Origin of the sequence: Nocardia sp. NPDC019323, assembly GCF_044389845.1 — a bacterium.
Lineage (GTDB): Bacteria > Actinomycetota > Actinomycetes > Mycobacteriales > Mycobacteriaceae > Nocardia > Nocardia implantans.
The window spans coordinates 204,435-221,142 of the sequence record NZ_JBIRYN010000003.1; the positions used below are offsets into that span (position 1 = coordinate 204,435).

The following is a 16,708-nucleotide window of genomic DNA, read 5'->3' on the forward strand; positions in this document are numbered from 1 at the left end:
GCTAGCGCCGCTTCGGTGGCCGCCAGCCGCCCATGCCGAGCGCGATCAACCGCATCTGCTGGACGGTGCGGTCGATGATCGCCTGCTCGTCGCGCGGTGCGGCCGACACGTAGGCGGCGATCCCGTCGGTCACCGTGGTGACCATCAGGTCGGCGGCGATCTCCAGGTCTCGCGGCGTCCAGGAGTCAAGGGCCCGGATCCGGGACAGATCGGCGACCAGTTCGCGCACGATCAGTTGGATCTCCCTGGCGATGGCCGTGCGCAGCGCGGCGGACCCGCCGTGGCGCTCCCTGGTGAGGAAGCCGAACAGTTCCCGTTTGGGGCCCACTTGCGCGAAGACGAAGCGCACCGTGTCCGACAGCCCCGCGTCGGCGTTGCGGCGGACTTCCCGCAGCGCCAGCCGCAGCGCCGTGACGCCGTCGTCGACCAGAGTGGCGCCCAGGTCCTCCAACGACGCGAAGTGCCGGTAGAACGCCGTGGGCACGATGCCCGCCGAGCGGGCGATCTCCCGCAGGCTGAGCGCGGCGAATCCGCGCTCGGCGGCCAGCGCGAGGGTGCCGTCCAGGAGTGCCTGCCTGGTCCGCTCCTTGCGTTCGCCTCGGGTCGCTGCCTGCTCATTCATCCCGGTGAGCATACATCCGTTCACCATTCGACCTATCCCCAGATGTAGTTCGAGTCACATGTTTCGCCGGTTGACACCTAGCCCCGGTCATCGGTCACACTAGTTGAGTGTACAGACGTGCACTGAAATTCGGTCGCACGTCGTCAGCCCGACAAGAGGCACGGAGAACTAATGGTGGATCTCATCAACCTGGTGCAGACCCTGACCTCGCCACACCCGCTGGACCGCTATCTGGAGCTGGTCCGCCCCACCCTCACGGTGCGGGACATGCGGGCCGAAATCACTCACGTGCGCCGCTCGGCGCCGGGTTCGGTCACGCTCACGCTGCGCCCGACCCGGCAGTGGAAGGGCCACGTCGCCGGACAGTACGTCCAGATCGGCGTGGTGATCGATGGTGTGCGGCACACGCGGTGCTATTCGCCGGTGAACCCGGAAGGCGATCGGGATCGCCGCATCCAGCTGACCGTGAAAGCGCATCCGGACGGCTTGGTGTCGCAGTACCTCTACCGCAACGCCGCCCCCGGCATGGTGGTCGACTTGACACCCGCCGACGGCGTGTTCCGGCTGCCCGAGCCGCGGCCGCGGCGTGTGCTGCTGATCAGCGGCGGCAGCGGCATCACGCCGGTGCTGTCCATGCTGCGCACGCTCGCCGCGGAGGAGCATCCGGGCGAGGTCGTCTTCCTGCACTACGCGAAATCGCCCGCCGCGCTGCCGCATCGAGCGGAGCTGGACGCGATCGCGCGACGGCACCCGAACTTCCGCATCGAACTGCGCTACCCGCGCCGCACGCGGGACCTGCCGCCGAAGGTGGATCCCGATGCGCCGTGGGTGGACCTCGCCCAGCCGAAGGGCGACGGATATTTCGGCTACGACGAACTCGAGCGCGTCGCGCCGTGGTTCGCCGACGCGCAGACCTTCGTCTGCGGCCCGCCGGCGCTGATGGACGCGGTGCGCACCATCTACGAGGCCGAGCAACTCGCCGACCGGCTGCACTCCGAGGAGTTCACACTGTCGCTCGCGCCGGTGGACGCCGCCGACGCGCACGGCACCGTCAGCTTCTCGGCCAGCGGCGTGAGCGCGCCGAACAACGGCGCCACGCTGCTCGAGCAGGCCGAAGCCGCCGGCCTGAGTCCCGAGTACGGCTGCCGCATGGGGATCTGCTTTTCCTGCACCGCGGTGCGCCGCTCGGGCTGCACGCGCAATCTGCGCACCGGCGAAACCGACACCGACCCCGACCAGCCGATCCAGCTGTGCGTCAGCGCGCCGGTCGGCGACGTCGACATCGACATCTGATTCACGAAGGGGAACGAATCATGACCATCCTGACCGAAACCGAGAACGGACCGCTGGTCCTGAGCCCGGACCAGATCGAAGAGCTCGGCCGCGAACTCGACGAGCTGCGCGCCGCGATCGTCGCCGACCTCGGCGAACGCGACCGGGAATACCTGTACTCGATCATCAAGGCGCAGCGCGGATTCGAGATCGCCGGGCGCGGCCTGATGTACCTGGGCTTCCTTCCGCCCTTCTGGCTGGCCGCGGTGGCGGCGCTGAGTGTGTCGAAGATCCTGGACAACATGGAGATCGGCCACAACGTGATGCACGGCCAGTACGACTGGATGCGTGAGCCGGGCCTGAATTCCCGTGTCTTCGAATGGGACACCGTCTGCCCGGCCGACCAGTGGAAGCACTCGCACAACTATCTGCACCACACCTACACCAACATCCACAACAAGGACCGCGACATCGGCTACTCCATCCTGCGCATGGACGAGGCGCAGGAGTGGAACGTGCTGCGGCTCGGTCAGCCGCTGTACGCCTTCGTGCTCATGATGCTGTTCGAGTGGGGTGTCATGGGCCACGACCTCGAGGTCGAGAACATCCTGGCGGGGAAGAAGAAGTGGCCGGAGGTCAAGCGGCTGCTGCTCGGCCAGTGGCGCAAGGCCGGCAAGCAGGTGCTCAAGGACTACCTGGTGTTCCCCGCGCTGACCGGGCCGCTGTTCTTCCACACCTTGGCCGGTAACGCCACCGCCAACCTGGTGCGCAACGTGTGGGCCTTCGCCATCATCTTCTGCGGTCACTTCCCGGCCGGCGTACAGACGTTCACCGAGGAGGAGACCGCGGACGAGACCCGCGGCGAGTGGTACATCCGGCAGATGCTCGGCTCGGCCAACATCACCGGCAGCAAGCTGTTCCACATCATGTCCGGTAATTTGTCGCATCAGATCGAACACCATCTGTTTCCCGACCTGCCCGCGAGCCGTTATCCGGAGATGGCGCCGACCGTGCGCGCATTGTGTGAGAAGTACGGTTTGCCGTACAACACCGGCCCGCTCGGTAAGCAGATCGGCTCGGTGTGGAAGAAGATTTTCAAGCTGGCACTTCCGCCGCGCTGGGTCGAGAGCGAGCCGTCCCCCGGTGTTATCGTGATGCGTCAGCGAAAGGCGAGCGAAGCGGGCGTGTGAATGATCGGGAAATTCGAGAGCCGCAAGGATCTCATTCAGGAATTGACGTCCTCCGGCGCCAAGCACGTCGGCAATATCGCCAACATCATCACGGGGACCGTCGCCGAGGTCACCAGGGAGATCGGTGAGTGGATCACCGACGCCATCGAGATGAACGAAGCGGCGGCCGCGGCGCGCAGGGACGCGCAGGCGCAGCGGGATCTCGATCGTGACCTCGGTGACGAGGCCGAGGTCACGGTGCCGAAACCGCGGGCGGACGCGACCGAGGCGTTTCTGGACGCCGAGGTGGTCGAGCCCGGGGTGGACGAGCCGCGCTGATCACCACACCGGCAGCCTGCGCCGGTGCTGGAGGACGTCGGTGATCAGATCCTGATACCCGTCGAGCAGCTCGGCCAGCCTGGACCACTGCAGGTGGGCCTCCCCGCCCGCCTGCGCCGGGTGCGGCCCGGTCGTGATCTCCTCGTCCAAAGAGTGACGAGCCGCAACCCATTTGGCCGCGATTCGGTCGACGACCGCGCCGAGCGTCTCGGTATGCAGGGAAGCGCCTTCCCGGTGCTGCACGTTCGCGGCCACCCAGGCGTCGATCCGCCCGATCCATTCGGTGCGGCAGCCGTCGATGTCCTCCACTTGCTGGGTGCACGCCGCGACGCGGGTGCTCGATGCCTCCGGGGCGTGTGCCCGCTCGAGCGCCCGCTGCCGTCGCTCATGGCAGTCGACGAGTTTCCGCGCCGCGTGCAGCACGCTGTGCCGGTGCTGGTTGTCGCCTGGTTCGCGAATCGCGCGAAGGAGTGCGGCGGGCGGCGGAAGCTCTTCGGCTCCGAAACTGCGCTGAGCGTATTCGGTGGGCATGACCTACCTCTGCGACACGACGAATCCTGGATACGCCAGGGCCGAGGGGGATTTCGGGGAGGGGCGCCCCTCGGCTCCGGCGCAGTCCCGCACCCGGCTGCCATCCCACGTTCCACCGGCACGGCAGAGAAACCGGGAATTCCGCGACGATGCGAGAGAAGACGGTCCGAGAAATCAGGACACTTTCCAGGAAAGCGCGGTAGCCGAAGCCGCGCAACACTCTGGTCTGCGAATCCGAAAGCTGCCGGGAAATCGTTATGTTCCGTTACGGATCGGTCAACCGGGCGCCGGCGTTCTCGGAATTGCCGAGCGTATGAGCGGCAACCGATTCGGCGCGAGCGCTGCGCGCCGGTGCGCGATCGGCTAGCCTCGGTATTCGTGCCCGCCTACGTGTCATCGCCGGAGCTGACATTCGGCTTCATGTTCGCGCTGGAAGACCCTGAGCGAATCGCGGAGGTCGTGCGTAACCTGATCGTCCGCAAGACCGTCTCGGTGTTCCGGCTCGCCCGGCTGTCCGACGACGACGGTCCGCCGGAGCGCTACGTGGTCAACTGGGCGGTCATCCCGCAGATCTCGATCACCACCGCCGCGCCGGACGAGGAGGAGCTGCGCACCACCCGCACCATGCTGGTCAACGCCTTTCTCAGTGAGGACGGCGAGGTCAGCCTGTATTCGGCGCAGGCGAGCGGACCGGCCTGAGGCCGGCCGACCCGGATGACGCGCGTCCGGGACGGCCGGAGGCGTTCAGCCGATCGGGACGGGCGCGTCGAGCCGTCCGGACCGGGCGAGCGCGAACAGCCCCGCCGCCGCGACGGCGCCGACGGCGACGAGCGCGGCCCACGACAGTGCACTCATTCCGGCTTCCCTGGTGCGGTCCAGCAGCGTTCCGATGCCGAGATTCCCGAGCAGGATGCCGACGCCGACAATGGTGTTGTACAGGCCGTAGTGGGTCGCCACCAGGCGGTTGCCCGACAGCGCGACCACGGTGTCCATCTCGAACGGAAACACCGCTGCCGCACCGATTCCCAGGACGGCGGCGGTCACCAGCAGTGCGCCGATCGCGGGCCACACACCGATACCGGTGCCGGGGATCAACACCAGCGGAACGAACGCGGACGCGAGTATCGCCATGCCGATCGCGAGGCTGTGCGCGCGGCCCCATCGCCGACCGAACCAGCGGGTGATGCGCAGTTGCCCGGCGATCGCGATCAACCCCGACAGCACGAACACCGCCGTCATCAGCATCGTCGCCGAGTCGGCCGCGATCCGCGCGGCGTGCACGGGTAACGCCAGATAGACCTGGAAGGCGAGGACCGAGGAACTGATCATCGCCCCCGCGAACAGCAGGAACGGGCGGTTGGCCAGCACCACGCGCCAATCGTCCAGCACCGAGGTGGTTTTCGGCTCCGCCCGGTGTTGCGGGAGCGCGCGTAACTGGGCCACGGTCAGCACGCCGAACACCACGGCGGCGCCCGTGGCGGTCGCGCGGAAGTCGACGGCCATCAGCGCGAGCCCCGCGATCGGTCCGAACAGGATGCCGGCCTGGTAGAAGACGTTGAACACGGCGAACGCCTCCACCCGGCGCTCACCCGAGTCCGCGGCCAGATACGCGCGGACCGCGGGGTTGAACAGCGCGCCCGCGAAGCCGGTCGCGGCCGAGGCCACCAGCAGCGCCGGCAGCGTGTCGGCGACCGCGAGCAGCGCGAAACCGGCCGTGCGCAACAGACATCCGGCCACGATGAGCGGTTTGTAGCCGAGCCGGTCGGCCAGCGTGCCGCCGACGAGGAACATGCCCTGCTGGGCGAAGTTGCGGATGCCGAGGACCAGCCCCACCGCCCACGCGGCGAGTCCGAGCGAGGCGGCCAGGTAACCGGCCAGGTAGGGCATCAGCATGTAGAAACCGGTGTTGATGGCGAACTGATTGACCATCAGCATGCGGCTGGGCCGGTTGAAGCCGCGGAAGGTGGTGATCAGGCCGGTCATCGCGTCCGCTCCTTCCCGGCGGCGCCACGGGGATCGACGACCGTCGTGCATCGGGTCCACGAGACCGCGACGGCCTCGCCGGGATGCGCGATACGCCGCGGTGCGGCGGGCGGTGCGACGCCGAGCAGGCCGTGCTCGCGGCAGTAGTCGTCGTTGTACACGGTGTCGAAGTAGCGCAGCGGACCGTCGGGGAAGACCGCGGCGATCCGCGTGGCCGGATCGCCGGTGCGGGCCAGCCAGCCCGCGACCAGGGCGACCGCGCCGACGCTCCAGCCGCCGCTGGCGTGGTGGGTCGCCGCGAGCCTGCGGCAGGCCCACACCGCCTCCGCGGGCGCGACCCAGTGGACCTCGTCGAACGCCGAATAGTCGACGTTGTCCGGATGGATACTCGAACCCAGCCCGCGCATCAGCCGCGGTCCCGCGGGCTGTCCGAAGATCGTGGACGCCACGGTGTCGACGCCGACCAAGCGCAGGTGCGGAAAGTACCGGCGCAGCGTGCGCGTGATACCCGCGGAATGGCCGCCCGTGCCGACCGAACAGACCAGGACGTCGATCCGTCCCAGCTGGGCGACCAGCTCGAGCGCAAGGGACTGGTAGGCGTCGCTGTTGTCGGGGTTGCGGTACTGGTCCGGGCACCACGCCCGAGGTTCGCGCGCCAGCAGTTCGGCGACGCGGTCGCGGCGCGCCTGCTGCCAGCCTCCGGTCGGGTGCGGCTCGGTGACCAGTTCCACCCGCGCGCCGTAGGCCGCGAGCATGCGGTGCATGAGCGGCTCCATCCCGGGATCGGTGACCAGCGTGACCGGGTGGCGGTACACCATGCCGGCCAGCGCCAGGCCCGAACCGAGCGTGCCGCTGGTGGATTCGATGATCGGTGCGCCCGGTGCGAGGTCACCGCGCGCGATGGCGCGCTCGACCATGTGCAGCGCGGGCCGGTCCTTCATCCCGCCGGGGTTGGCGCCCTCCAGTTTGGCCCAGAAGCCGCGGCCGTCCGGTCGCGTCGCGCCGTCGAGCGGTTCGGTGATCCAGAGCACCGGCGTGTTACCCACCATGGTGGCCGGACGCGGACAGCGCTGGGCCGCCGTCAGGAGACTCGCCGGGCTGGCGAGCGGCAACGTCTCGCCTGGAGCCGGATCGGGCACAGCCGGGTTCTGCAGCGCAGAAGTCATGAGGAATCGTCGATTCTGTGCGGTCGCCGTGCGGCGACGGTGTGAGTGCGGGACTTCGCACGAACACCGGCCGGGCCCCGGCAGGCTCCGGCCTGACGCTGACCGATCAGTTCCGATCGATGCCGAATCGAGTGAGTCTGTCTCTGCCCGGATATACCGGGAGGGTCGCGACCGGGGGCGCGCGCACACCGCCCGCGAGCGCGGACACGGGCCTCATGAGCAACACCGACACGGACGCGAGCAGCAACAACAGCAGCAGCGAGACAGCGCGCGGCAGGGCGGCGAGTACCCCATCGGCCGGCACGTGCGGGTCCGGCTCGGCGACGTGCTGATGCCGGTCGGCGAGGATCGCCGGGGAGACGGTGGAGACCATGACCGGCCCGGCGGCTTCGATGTGGGCGTGCGAGGCGACGACGTGGCCGAAGACATGGCACTGGGGCACCGCCATGGCGACCACCCAGACGGTGTACGCGAGTACCACGATCACCCGGATCACCGGTAGTCGCAGCGCGCCGAACGTCACGCCTTCCGATGGTACAAGTCCGTCCGCACCGGGATCGGCGGGTGGGAACGACGATGCGAGTGATATCCGCTGCGGCGCAACGCGGGTCGTTCGCCGAAGACCGTCGTGCACCCCGATTCGTTGGCGTGTCGGTATCAGATGGTGCCGTTCGCGGGCAGCCGGATACGCGACAATCAGGACACCTACTGGTTGTGGCATGGATCACAGCAACCATAAGGAGCGTTGCTCATGGAACTCGAGAAGCCCGCCGCGCCGTCCAGCCCGATTCGTGTTCGAGGCGATCTGGACCCCGCGTTGTCCCGGTGGCTGTGGCTGGTCAAATGGCTACTGGCGATTCCGCACTACGTTGTGCTGTTCTTCCTGCACATCGCGTACGCGGTGCTCACGGTCGTCGCCTTCGTCGCCATCCTGGTCACCGGCAGGTATCCGCGGCGGCTGTTCGACTTCAACGTCGGCGTCATGCGCTGGGGATGGCGGGTGACCTTCTACGCGCTCTCGGTACTCGGCACCGACAAGTACCCGCCGTTCAGCCTGCAACCGAACGCGGAGTACCCGGCCGACTTGGAGATCGACTATCCGGAGACGTTGCACCGCGGCTTGGTGCTGGTGAAGTGGTGGTTGCTCGCCATTCCGCACTATCTGATCGTCGGCGCGGTGGTCAGCGGCGGCATCGCGGTCGCGGGGAGCGATGGTGACGACTGGGGCGGCGCTTCGATCTCGTTGCTGAGCATCCTGCTGATCGTCGCGGTGATCGCGCTGCTGTTCTCGGCGCGCTACCCCCAGGGGCTCTACGACTTCGTGATGGGCGTCAACCGCTGGATCATTCGGGTGCAGGCCTACGCCAGCCTGATGCGGGACGAGTACCCGCCCTTCCGGCTCGACCAAGGCGCTCGCGAGTCCGACCGAACCTGATCGCCACCGAATCCGCCCGCCGAGGTCAGCGGGCGGATTCGTATATCCGCCTGACCACGTCCTCGATCTCGGGTTCTTCGATCGACAGGTCCCGCACTTCGGCGCGGTCGGACACCGCGGCCAGCAATTGCGCGGCCGTGATCCGCTCCGGATCGAAGGCCAGCCGCTGCCGCATGCCGTCGCCTTCGCTGCCGAGCAGCTGGGCCGAGGGCAGATCGTCGAGGTCGGGCGCAGGTTCGGCCAGATCGACCACCAGCACGCGGCGCGCTCCGACGGTGGCCGCCAAGCCGGCCAGCGACCCGTCGTACACCAAACGGCCGTGGTCGACGACGAGCACACGCTCGCAGAGTCTCTCGATGTCGCCCATGTCGTGTGTGGTGAGCAGGAGCGTGGTGCCACGCTCGGCCCGCTCGGCGCGCAGGAATTCGCGCAACCGCTGTTTGGACAGCACGTCCAGGCCGATCGTCGGCTCGTCCAGGATCACCAGCTCGGGTGAATGCAGCAGTGCGGCGGCGACTTCCGCGCGCATGCGCTGGCCCAGCGAGAGTTGGCGCACGGGTGTGTCGAGTGTGTCGGCCATTTCCAGCTGCTCGATCAGTTCGTGCGCGCGCTCGCGCGCGGCGGCGGGCTCCAGCCGGTGGATCGCGGCGAGTATCGAGAACGATTCGCGCAGCGGCAGATCCCACCACAGCTGAGAGCGCTGGCCGAACACGACGCCGATCCGCCCGGCCAGTTCGCGTCGCTGCCGCACCGGGTCCAGCCCGCAGGTGCGCACGGCGCCGGAGGTGGGGACCAGGATGCCGGTGAGCATTTTGATCGTGGTGGACTTGCCCGCACCGTTGGCGCCGATGTAGCCGACGGCGGCGCCCCGCTCGATCCGGACGGTCATCCCGTCGACCGCGGTGAGCGTCTCGCGGCGCCTGCGCCAGCGGCGGCCGTCCTTGCGATACAGAGTGAATTGCCTCGTGAGGCCCTCCATCTCGATGATCGGCTCCTGGCTGCCGAACCGGTCGGTGCTCATCCGCCGCCTCCCTGGTAGTGCCGAGTGCCCGATCGCCACAAACCCAGCGCCAGCAGCCAGACCCACAGCGCCGCCACCGGCGTGAGCCAGGCCAGCCAGGTGGGCAGCAGCGGCGGCCCTGGCAGGTCGAGCAGCGCGAGGGTGGGCAGGTAGGCGGTGAACGAGACCGGGATCGCGAACCCGAACAGCAGTCGCATGGGTGTGGGGAACACCGAGGCGGGTTGCGTCGCGGCGAACGAGCCGCCGTAGGTGAAACTGTTGGTGAGCTCGGAACCGTCGATCAGATAGAACTGCAATCCCGCCGCGCAGACGAATACCCCACCGAACAGCGCGATACCTCCGACGAGCGTAAGTGTCAGCAGCGCGGTGGTTTCCGGGGTCCAGGCGATGTCGTTGCGCGCCGCACCGGCCGCGAGCGCGACGATCGAGACCGAGGCGCGCGCGAACCGGCGCAGGGAGATGTCGCTGGTGATCAGTTGCAGCAGCAGCGGTTGCGGTCGCAGGTGGTATGCGTCGAGCTGGCCCATCCTGATCAGCACCGGCAGCGTGTCGAGATGGCCGAACAGCACTTGGGACAGCGCGAAACTCGTGTTGCTCAGACCGAACAACAGCAGCGCGGCGTCCAGGTCGAGCCCGCCGAGGACACGCGCGGTGCGGAAGATCAGCCACACTTCGGCCAATTCGACCAAGCCGACCAGGAACGCGCTCAAAAGCTCACTGGCGAAGGACAATCGGTAACTGCGCTGCGCCCGGATCCTGGAGCGCAGAACTGCGACATACGGCGTCGACCACGATCCGGAGCGCGCGGTGGCGTCAACCACCCTGCACCTCCAGCCTGCGGCGACCCGCGATCAGCAGCACGCGCCCCGCGATCGCGGTCACCAGCACCCAGAACACCTGGACGCCGACGACCGTCAGCGCCTCCGCGCCGGTGAGCCGCCCCGAGAGCACGTCGATCGGGGATTGCAGCATCGACGGAAAGGGACTGGCCGCCGCGATGGCGCCCAGCCACGACGGGAACATGTGCACCGGCACGAACAGGCCGGCAAGGAACGTGCCGCCGGTGTAGTACAGCACCCGGATGCCACGGGTCTCCACGACCCAGAAGCCGATCAGCACCACGAGGAACCGGCACAGGAACGAAACCACCACGGCGAGCAGGATGCTCACCGCTCCGAGCAGGTAGGGACCCGGCGTGACCGGCATCGCCAGCCCGAAGGTGAGCGTGCCCACCAGCACGCTCGGCACTCCGCGTGGGAGGAAGGTGCAGGCCGCGCGCCCGACATCGTCGGCGAGATAACCGCATTGGATATCGACCGGGCGCAGGAAATCGATCGCGATGTCGCCGTTCTTCACCCGATCGTCCAGTGGCCCCAGCGGCCCCATGAACTGCAGCGCGCCGAGCAGACCCTGGGAGAGCCACACGTAGGCGCCGATGCTGCCCCGGTCGTACCCGCCGAAGTCGCCCGCGGCGTCCACCGCCGCGGCGAGGACGGCCGCGCGGACGAACCCGAACACACAGTTGGTGAACAGCCCCGCGAACATGGCCATCTTGTATTGCCACTGTCTGCGGAATCCGGCGCCCACGAGCGATGCGTAAAGGGCGACGGCGCTGCGAAATCGTTCCTCGACGGCACGCTGTCCGCCCCCCTCCGGTCTGCCGCGCACAAGGAGTCGACTCTACCGGCCCCGCTCGGCCCGGGAAAGGCTTCGACGCGGTTTCGGAGAAAAGGCCACATCGGGATGCCACCGATGTTAGAAACACTCTCACTTCAGATTGTGGAGCGCTCGCGCACGACGAGTAAGGAACGCCGATGACCGTCGCCGAGATGACCGTTTTCGAGGCACTCGAATCGAACGTGCGCGGGTACTGTCGCTGCTGGCCCGCCGTCTTCGACACCGCCAGCGGCGCGTGGTTGCGCGACGAGACCGGCAAGGAGTACCTGGATTTCTTCGCCGGGGCGGGTTCGCTCAACTACGGTCACAACAATCCCGTGCTCAAGCGGGCATTGCTGGACTACATCGCCGGGGACGGCATCACGCACGGGCTGGACATGTCGACCATCGCCAAGCGGCGGTTGCTGGAAGCGTTGCGCGACACCGTCTTCACCCCGCGCGGACTGGACTGGAAAGTCCAGTTCCCCGGGCCGACCGGAGCCAACGCGGTCGAGGCAGCGTTGAAGCTGGCGCGCAAGGTGACCGGGCGGCAGACGGTGCTGAGCTTCACCAACGCTTTCCACGGGATGTCGCTGGGCGCGCTGGCGGTCACCGGGAACGCCGCCAAGCGGTCGGGCGCCGGGGTGCCGCTCGGGCATGCGCTGCCGATGCCCTATGACGGGTATCTCGGTGGCGCCGACGATCTGCTGTGGATGCGTAAGGCGCTGGACGACCCGTCGTCGGGATTGGACAAGCCCGCGGCGGTGATCGTGGAGACGGTGCAGGGTGAAGGCGGCATCAATGTGGCCAGGGCGGAGTGGTTGCGTGGGCTGGCCGAGCTGTGTGCGGCCCGCGGCATCCTGTTGATCGTCGACGACGTGCAGATGGGCTGCGGGCGTACGGGGCCGTTCTTCTCCTTCGAGGCCGCGGGGATCACGCCCGATATCGTGACGTTGTCGAAGTCGATCGGCGGCTACGGTCTGCCTATGGCGTTGGTGCTGCTGCGGCCGGAACTCGATCAGTGGGCGCCGGGAGAGCACAACGGCACATTCCGAGGCAACAACGCGGCGTTCGTCACCGGGCGTGTCGCGCTGGAGCACTATTGGTCGGATTCCGCACTGGAACTCGCGACCGTGGCCAAGGGGGAGCGGATCGCGCAGGCGCTGCGTGCGGTCGTCTCGGCCTTCCCCGGCGTCTCGACACGGGGACGGGGCCTGGTGCACGGCGTCGTGTTCGAGGACACCTCGCTGGCGGAGAAGGTCGGCCGGGCCGCTTTCGATCGGGGCTTGCTGGTGGAGACGTCCGGTTCGATGGACGAGGTGATCAAGTTGATGCCGCCCCTGACGATCGCCGACGACGAGATCGACCACGGCATCGAGCTACTGACGGCAGCGATGGAAGCGGTTTGCCGGTAGAGATTTTCGGGCGTGTTGCGGAAGTATCTCAGCCCGGCCGAAGTGTCGGTGAGGGGCGAGTAATCGCGCCGCGACGAAGGCAAACGAGTCGCGACATCGTACTAATCCGGACGCAACAGTCCGCTGGTGTCCTGGTAGCCATGCGAATGCCCTCCTGGCTCGGGAAGAGCAAGACAACCAGCAGCATCTACGACAAGATCGGCGGTCACGAGGCGCTCGAGATCGTCGTGGAGGATTTCTATACCCGCGTGCTCGCCGACGACGAGCTGGCGGGCTTCTTCACCGGCACGAACATGTCGCGGTTGAAGGGAAAACAGGTCGAGTTCTTCGCCGCCGCTCTGGGCGGGCCCATCCCGTACACCGGCGCTCCGATGAAGCAGGTCCACCAGGGCCGTGGCATCACCATGCACCACTTCGGCCTGGTGGCGGGTCATCTGGAGGCGTCGCTCACCGCCGCCGGGGTGCCCGCCGATCTGGTTGCCGAGATCCTGGGCGCGATCGCACCGCTGGCCGACGACATCACCTCGTCGCCCGCGAAGATTTGACGGCCGTCCCGCCGGGCGCCGAGCGCTGGCCTCGATCGCGCCGAGACCGGCAGACGCGGGGTGGCCACGCCCGCAACCGGCTCGCAAGTTTCGCGACGACTTCGGCGGGATCCGTGCGGCACGCGCCGTCCGGAGCACATACGGGCGAAAGTTTCGCGTGTTTGAGCCTCGCGCGTCCTGGGTAATAGGACTGGAGACCCACAGCTATAGCTGCGGGTCTCCAGTGTGCTGCGCCCCCGGCAGGAATCGAACCTGCGACCTAGGGATTAGAAGGCCCTTGCTCTATCCAACTGAGCTACGGAGGCAGCGGGTTCTACGATGGCCGACATTGGCCGTGCTGTCCAGCGAGTCGATTATAGCGACCGTCCAGGTGACCGGAATCTCAGCGTTAGCAACGTTTCAGCCATTCCGAGACAGTAGGTGACGCGCCCGTGGTGACGGGCCAAGGATATCGGTACAAACCCGGCCGGGCCACGGAATACTCGCCGACTACGCTCAGTCGTATGTCGTCCGCCCCCACCTCGTCCGCCGCTCCCCGAGCCGAGGCCGCTCGCTCCGGGGCGACGTTCGCGACGATCACCGCGCTGGCCGGCGCCATCGCGGCCGTGGTCGCGGCGCTGGTGGTGGGGTTGTCGGCGGCGCAGGCACTGAGCCTGCTCGGCATCCCCGACCCCGGTGTCCCGACCACCTACGGCCTGCCCGCGGTCCGGGCGCTCGCCGATCTGTCGGCCGCGCTGACGGTCGGCTCGCTGTTGTTCGCGGCCTTCCTGGTACCGCCGCAGCCGAACGGGCTGCTGGACGTCGATGGGTATCGCGCGGTGCGCAGGGCGTCGAATTTCGCGGTGGTCTGGGCGTGCTGCGCGGCGCTGCTGGTGCCGCTGACGGTGTCGGATACCACCGGACGGCCGGTGACCGACGTCCTGCGGCCGCAGGAGCTGTGGCATGCCATCGCCCGGATCGAACTGGCCGGAGCCTGGCGGACGACCGTCGTCTTCGCCCTGATCGTCGCGGTGGGCTGCCGGCTCGCGTTGCGCTGGGGCTGGACTCCGGTCCTGCTGGGGGGCGCGATCGCCACCATGATGCCGCTGGCGTTGACCGGCCATTCGTCCTCGGGCGGGTCGCACGACGTGGCGACCAACAGCCTGATCCTGCACCTGATCGCGTCGGCCGTCTGGGTGGGCGGTCTGTTCGCGGTGCTGGCGCACGCCCTGCGCGGCGGGGCGCACACCGATGTGGCGGCGCGCCGCTTCTCGCTGACCGCCACCGTCGCGTTCGCCGTGATCGCGGTCAGCGGCGTGATCAACTCCTGGGTCCGCGTGCCGCTGGACGAGCTGTTCTCCAGCACCTACGGCAGGCTGGTGCTGGCCAAGGCCGCCGCGCTGATGGTGTTGGGGGTGTTCGGCTATCTGCAGCGCCGCGCGGCGCTGCCCGCCTTGGCCGCCGATCCCGGCGACCGGTCGGCCCTGGTGCGGTACGCGGGCGTCGAGGTGCTGATCTTCGCCGCGACCATCGGCCTCGCGGTCGGGCTCGGCCGCACGCCGCCGCCCCCGCCGGACTCCGTGCCGACCCCCGTCGAGGTGGAGTTGGGCTACGACCTGGCCGGACCGCCCAGTTTCGCCCGCCTGGTGTTGGACTGGCGGTTCGATCTGATCTTCGGAACGCTGTCCGTCGTGCTCGCGGTGCTGTACCTGCTCGGCGTGCGGCGGCTGCGAGCGCGGGGCGACGCGTGGCCGGCCGGGCGGACGGTCGCCTGGCTGTCCGGTTGCGCGGTGCTGCTCGTCACCACCTCCTCCGGCGTCGGCCGGTACTCGCCCGCCATGTTCAGCGTGCATATGGGAGCGCATATGGCGCTGTCCATGCTCGCGCCGATCCTGTTGGCTCTCGGTGGCGCGGTGACGCTGGCGCTGCGGGCGCTGCCCCCGGCGGGCCGCGGTGGCGTGCCCGGTCCGCGGGAGTGGCTGCTTGCCGCGGTGCACAACCCGGTGTCGCGGTTCCTGACCCACCCCATTGTGGCCTCGGCGATCTTCGTCGGCGGCTTCTACGCGCTATACCTGGGCGGCATCTTCGACGCCTACGCCGACTCGCACGCGGCACACCTGCTGATGAACGTGCACTTCCTGCTCAGCGGTTACCTGTTCTACTGGGTGGTGATCGGCATCGATCCCAAGCCGAGGCAGGTGGAGCCGCTGACCAAGCTCGCCATGGTGTTCGGCTCGCTGCCGTTCCACGCGTTCTTCGGCATCGCGCTGATGAGCACGACCACGGTGCTCGGCGGCTGGTTCTACCGCGGCCTCGGCCTGGGCTGGCACGGCGATCTGCTCGGCGATCAGCGCACCGGCGGTAGCCTCGCGTGGGCCAGCGGCGAGGTCCCCCTGGTGGTGGTGATGCTGGCGTTGCTGATCCAATGGTCGCGCAGCGACCAGCGGCTCGCGCAGCGCACCGATCGAGCCGCCGAACGCGACAACGACGCCGCACTCGCCGCACACAACGCGATGTTCGCCGAACTGGCCAAGCGGGATGGAGAAGTGCGTAAGTGAGTGAACGCGCCACCACGGTCCAGCCACACAGACCGGTCGGGCGGGTGGAACGGTCGGACGTGCGATCCGCACGCAGGCGGCTGGCCGGACAGATCCGCAAGACACCGGTCTTCCACACCTCCATCGCGAGCCCGTCCGGCCCCGTGCCGGTGACGATGAAGCTCGAGCACCTGCAGCACGGCGGGACGTTCAAAGTGCGCGGCAGCCTCAACGCGCTGCTCGAGTCGGGCGCGGGCGTCGATGAGGTGGTGATCGCCTCCGGCGGTAACGCCGGTATCGCGGCGGCGCTGGCCGCCGCGCGGCTCGGCAAGTCCTGCACGGTCGTCGTCCCGGAGACGGCGCCGCACACCAAGGTCGCCGCGATGTGGTCGCACGGCGCCGAGGTGCTCTGGCACGGCACCTCCTACGCCGAGGCCTTGCGGCACGCGACGGAGCTGGCCGCCGAACGCGGCGCGCTGCTGCTACACGGCTACGACCTGCCCGCGGTGGTCGCAGGCATCGGCGTGGTCGGGCTCGAACTCGAAGAGCAGGTCCGCGGCAGGCCGCCGGTGCTGGCCGCGGTGGGTGGCGGCGGGCTGGTCGCCGGGATCGCGGCCGCGGTCGGGCGCCGTCAGCGGGTGATCGGTGTGGAGCCCGACGGCGCCGCGATCCTGCGCGCCGCGTTGGGCGCGGAGCGTCCGGTGGACATCGTCGGGTCCGGAATCACCGTCGACTCGCTCGGCCCGACGCGGATCGGTGACATCGCACTAGACCTCGCCCGCCGCCACGGCGTGCGGTCGCTGCTGGTCAGCGACGACGCGATCAGCGCGGCGCGGGAGTATCTGTGGCGCGAGTTCCGCATCCTGGTCGAAGTGTCCGGAGCCACGGCGCTGGCCGCCGTGCACAGCGGCGCCTATGTGCCCGCTCCGGACGAGCGGCCGGTGATCGTCCTCTGCGGCGCCAATACCGACGTGGCGGTGTTCTGACCGCGCGCGGAACGCTCGGTCTTCACATCTGGGGAAGTTGTCCACATTCCTG

General features: G+C 68.6%; 17 protein-coding genes and 1 tRNA gene. 9 read left to right on the forward strand and 9 right to left on the reverse strand.

Annotated elements, in window-relative coordinates; all coding sequences use genetic code 11:
* Position 1 precedes the first annotated feature (1 nt).
* Positions 2-622, reverse strand: coding sequence for a TetR family transcriptional regulator (locus tag ACH49X_RS13945; protein WP_323123932.1), 621 nt, complete (start codon positions 620-622; stop codon positions 2-4).
* Positions 623-793: 171 nt separating this feature from the next.
* Between ACH49X_RS13945 and ACH49X_RS13950 the strand changes: the two genes are divergently transcribed.
* The 3 genes from ACH49X_RS13950 to ACH49X_RS13960 are packed head-to-tail and all read left to right on the forward strand — an operon-like array spanning position 794 to position 3,402.
* On the forward strand, positions 794-1,915 hold the full coding sequence (locus ACH49X_RS13950) for a ferredoxin reductase (RefSeq protein ID WP_357205029.1): 1,122 nt from the start codon (positions 794-796) through the stop codon (positions 1,913-1,915).
* 20 nt (positions 1,916-1,935) lie between these two features.
* On the forward strand, positions 1,936-3,084 hold the full coding sequence (locus ACH49X_RS13955; RefSeq protein ID WP_357104378.1) for an acyl-CoA desaturase: 1,149 nt from the start codon (positions 1,936-1,938) through the stop codon (positions 3,082-3,084).
* A complete protein-coding gene (locus tag ACH49X_RS13960) occupies positions 3,085-3,402 on the forward strand; it encodes a hypothetical protein (RefSeq protein WP_195077454.1) in 318 nt (105 codons plus the stop codon). It begins immediately after the preceding gene.
* On the opposite strand, the gene ACH49X_RS13965 is transcribed toward ACH49X_RS13960, so the two are convergent.
* Positions 3,403-3,933 (reverse strand): DUF4254 domain-containing protein, encoded by a 531-nt coding sequence (locus ACH49X_RS13965; RefSeq protein WP_195077455.1) that lies wholly within the window; start codon positions 3,931-3,933, stop codon positions 3,403-3,405. It lies immediately after the preceding gene.
* 378 nt (positions 3,934-4,311) lie between these two features.
* Here ACH49X_RS13965 and ACH49X_RS13970 point away from each other — a divergent pair, with 378 nt between their 5' ends.
* Positions 4,312-4,632, forward strand: coding sequence for a hypothetical protein (locus ACH49X_RS13970; protein ID WP_195077456.1), 321 nt, complete (start codon positions 4,312-4,314; stop codon positions 4,630-4,632).
* A 45-nt stretch (positions 4,633-4,677) separates the two neighbouring features.
* Here the strand turns inward: ACH49X_RS13970 and ACH49X_RS13975 are convergent, their stop codons facing one another.
* The 3 genes from ACH49X_RS13975 to ACH49X_RS13985 all read right to left on the reverse strand — a co-directional run bounded on the left by ACH49X_RS13975 (position 4,678) and on the right by ACH49X_RS13985 (position 7,605).
* A complete protein-coding gene (locus ACH49X_RS13975) occupies positions 4,678-5,916 on the reverse strand; it encodes an MFS transporter (RefSeq protein ID WP_195077457.1) in 1,239 nt (412 codons plus the stop codon).
* Complete coding sequence (locus ACH49X_RS13980) at positions 5,913-6,965, reverse strand: PLP-dependent cysteine synthase family protein (protein ID WP_323123957.1); 1,053 nt, start codon at positions 6,963-6,965, stop codon at positions 5,913-5,915. Before ACH49X_RS13980 ends, ACH49X_RS13975 begins: the two co-directional genes overlap by 4 nt.
* A 223-nt stretch (positions 6,966-7,188) precedes the next feature.
* Positions 7,189-7,605, reverse strand: coding sequence for a hypothetical protein (locus ACH49X_RS13985; RefSeq protein WP_195077459.1), 417 nt, complete (start codon positions 7,603-7,605; stop codon positions 7,189-7,191).
* Positions 7,606-7,833: 228 nt separating this feature from the next.
* On the opposite strand from ACH49X_RS13985, the gene ACH49X_RS13990 reads away from it, so the two are divergent.
* Positions 7,834-8,517 carry a DUF4389 domain-containing protein gene (locus ACH49X_RS13990; protein ID WP_195077460.1) on the forward strand — a complete coding sequence of 228 codons (684 nt, stop codon included), beginning with the start codon at positions 7,834-7,836 and terminating at the stop codon, positions 8,515-8,517.
* A 25-nt stretch (positions 8,518-8,542) separates the two neighbouring features.
* Here ACH49X_RS13990 and ACH49X_RS13995 read toward each other — a convergent pair whose 3' ends face one another.
* From ACH49X_RS13995 to ACH49X_RS14005, 3 genes are read right to left on the reverse strand one after another with little or no spacing between them, the layout of a single operon-like run.
* The gene (locus ACH49X_RS13995; protein ID WP_195077461.1) at positions 8,543-9,538 is read right to left on the reverse strand and encodes an ATP-binding cassette domain-containing protein; all 996 of its coding nucleotides are present in this window, start codon (positions 9,536-9,538) and stop codon (positions 8,543-8,545) included.
* On the reverse strand, positions 9,535-10,359 hold the full coding sequence (locus tag ACH49X_RS14000; protein WP_195077462.1) for an ABC transporter permease: 825 nt from the start codon (positions 10,357-10,359) through the stop codon (positions 9,535-9,537). The genes ACH49X_RS13995 and ACH49X_RS14000 overlap by 4 nt, the downstream gene beginning before the upstream one ends.
* Entirely contained in the window at positions 10,352-11,125 is a 774-nt protein-coding gene (locus ACH49X_RS14005) for an ABC-2 family transporter protein (protein WP_357205032.1), read from the reverse strand. Before ACH49X_RS14005 ends, ACH49X_RS14000 begins: the two co-directional genes overlap by 8 nt.
* A gap of 227 nt (positions 11,126-11,352) precedes the next feature.
* Here ACH49X_RS14005 and ectB point away from each other — a divergent pair, with 227 nt between their 5' ends.
* Together ectB and ACH49X_RS14015 are read left to right on the forward strand one after the other, a co-directional pair.
* On the forward strand, positions 11,353-12,609 hold the full coding sequence (ectB, locus tag ACH49X_RS14010) for a diaminobutyrate--2-oxoglutarate transaminase (protein ID WP_357104390.1): 1,257 nt from the start codon (positions 11,353-11,355) through the stop codon (positions 12,607-12,609).
* A 146-nt stretch (positions 12,610-12,755) separates the two neighbouring features.
* Complete coding sequence (locus ACH49X_RS14015; protein ID WP_195077901.1) at positions 12,756-13,154, forward strand: group 1 truncated hemoglobin; 399 nt, start codon at positions 12,756-12,758, stop codon at positions 13,152-13,154.
* A 231-nt stretch (positions 13,155-13,385) separates the two neighbouring features.
* Here the strand turns inward: ACH49X_RS14015 and ACH49X_RS14020 are convergent.
* Positions 13,386-13,459 (reverse strand) — tRNA-Arg (locus tag ACH49X_RS14020).
* Between the two features lie 198 nt (positions 13,460-13,657).
* On the opposite strand from ACH49X_RS14020, the gene ACH49X_RS14025 reads away from it, so the two are divergent.
* A complete protein-coding gene (locus tag ACH49X_RS14025; protein WP_357104392.1) occupies positions 13,658-15,691 on the forward strand; it encodes a cytochrome c oxidase assembly protein in 2,034 nt (677 codons plus the stop codon).
* Positions 15,688-16,656 (forward strand): serine/threonine dehydratase, encoded by a 969-nt coding sequence (locus ACH49X_RS14030; protein WP_357205035.1) that lies wholly within the window; start codon positions 15,688-15,690, stop codon positions 16,654-16,656. Before ACH49X_RS14025 ends, ACH49X_RS14030 begins: the two co-directional genes overlap by 4 nt.
* Positions 16,657-16,708: the final 52 nt, after the last annotated feature.

Coding starts and splice junctions, on each gene's coding strand:
- ACH49X_RS13990 (WP_195077460.1), top strand. CDS start 7,834: ATGGAACTCGAGAAGCCCGCCGCGCCGTCCAGCCCGATTCGTGTTCGA.
- ACH49X_RS13955 (WP_357104378.1), top strand. CDS start 1,936: ATGACCATCCTGACCGAAACCGAGAACGGACCGCTGGTCCTGAGCCCG.
- ACH49X_RS13965 (WP_195077455.1), bottom strand. CDS start 3,933: ATGCCCACCGAATACGCTCAGCGCAGTTTCGGAGCCGAAGAGCTTCCG.
- ectB (WP_357104390.1), top strand. CDS start 11,353: ATGACCGTCGCCGAGATGACCGTTTTCGAGGCACTCGAATCGAACGTG.
- ACH49X_RS14025 (WP_357104392.1), top strand. CDS start 13,658: ATGTCGTCCGCCCCCACCTCGTCCGCCGCTCCCCGAGCCGAGGCCGCT.
- ACH49X_RS13980 (WP_323123957.1), bottom strand. CDS start 6,965: ATGGTGGGTAACACGCCGGTGCTCTGGATCACCGAACCGCTCGACGGC.
- ACH49X_RS13995 (WP_195077461.1), bottom strand. CDS start 9,538: ATGAGCACCGACCGGTTCGGCAGCCAGGAGCCGATCATCGAGATGGAG.
- ACH49X_RS13945 (WP_323123932.1), bottom strand. CDS start 622: ATGAATGAGCAGGCAGCGACCCGAGGCGAACGCAAGGAGCGGACCAGG.
- ACH49X_RS13950 (WP_357205029.1), top strand. CDS start 794: ATGGTGGATCTCATCAACCTGGTGCAGACCCTGACCTCGCCACACCCG.
- ACH49X_RS13960 (WP_195077454.1), top strand. CDS start 3,085: ATGATCGGGAAATTCGAGAGCCGCAAGGATCTCATTCAGGAATTGACG.
- ACH49X_RS13975 (WP_195077457.1), bottom strand. CDS start 5,916: ATGACCGGCCTGATCACCACCTTCCGCGGCTTCAACCGGCCCAGCCGC.
- ACH49X_RS14015 (WP_195077901.1), top strand. CDS start 12,756: ATGCCCTCCTGGCTCGGGAAGAGCAAGACAACCAGCAGCATCTACGAC.